Genomic DNA, 266 nt, shown 5'->3' on the forward strand with positions numbered 1-266 from the left:
CGCAAGGCGATATCGAGTGCAACCAAATCCTCTACTTCATCATCATGTACAGAACGGTAACGGATCGCGGCAGAAGCAACAGCAAAGCGATGCAGCATGGCCGCCTGCGTTTCTTCGGCATTACATTCAAAGAATGCGCCGCCATGGGTTGCAAAATATTCCTTCAAGAAAGCACGCGCTTCTTCTACCCCCTCGCCACCCATTTTTAAAATCAGGTGATGTTCATATTTATCCCGATAGTTGCGCATAGACTTCGGCAAGTGATC

The 266-nt window shown here is 48.5% G+C and carries 1 pseudogene; it reads right to left on the reverse strand.

Annotated elements, in window-relative coordinates:
- A pseudogene (locus ACTHSP_RS23780) lies at window positions 1–266 on the reverse strand (D-lactate dehydrogenase); the annotation flags it as partial.

It is taken from the genome of Neisseria sp. P0001.S005 (assembly GCF_051963715.1).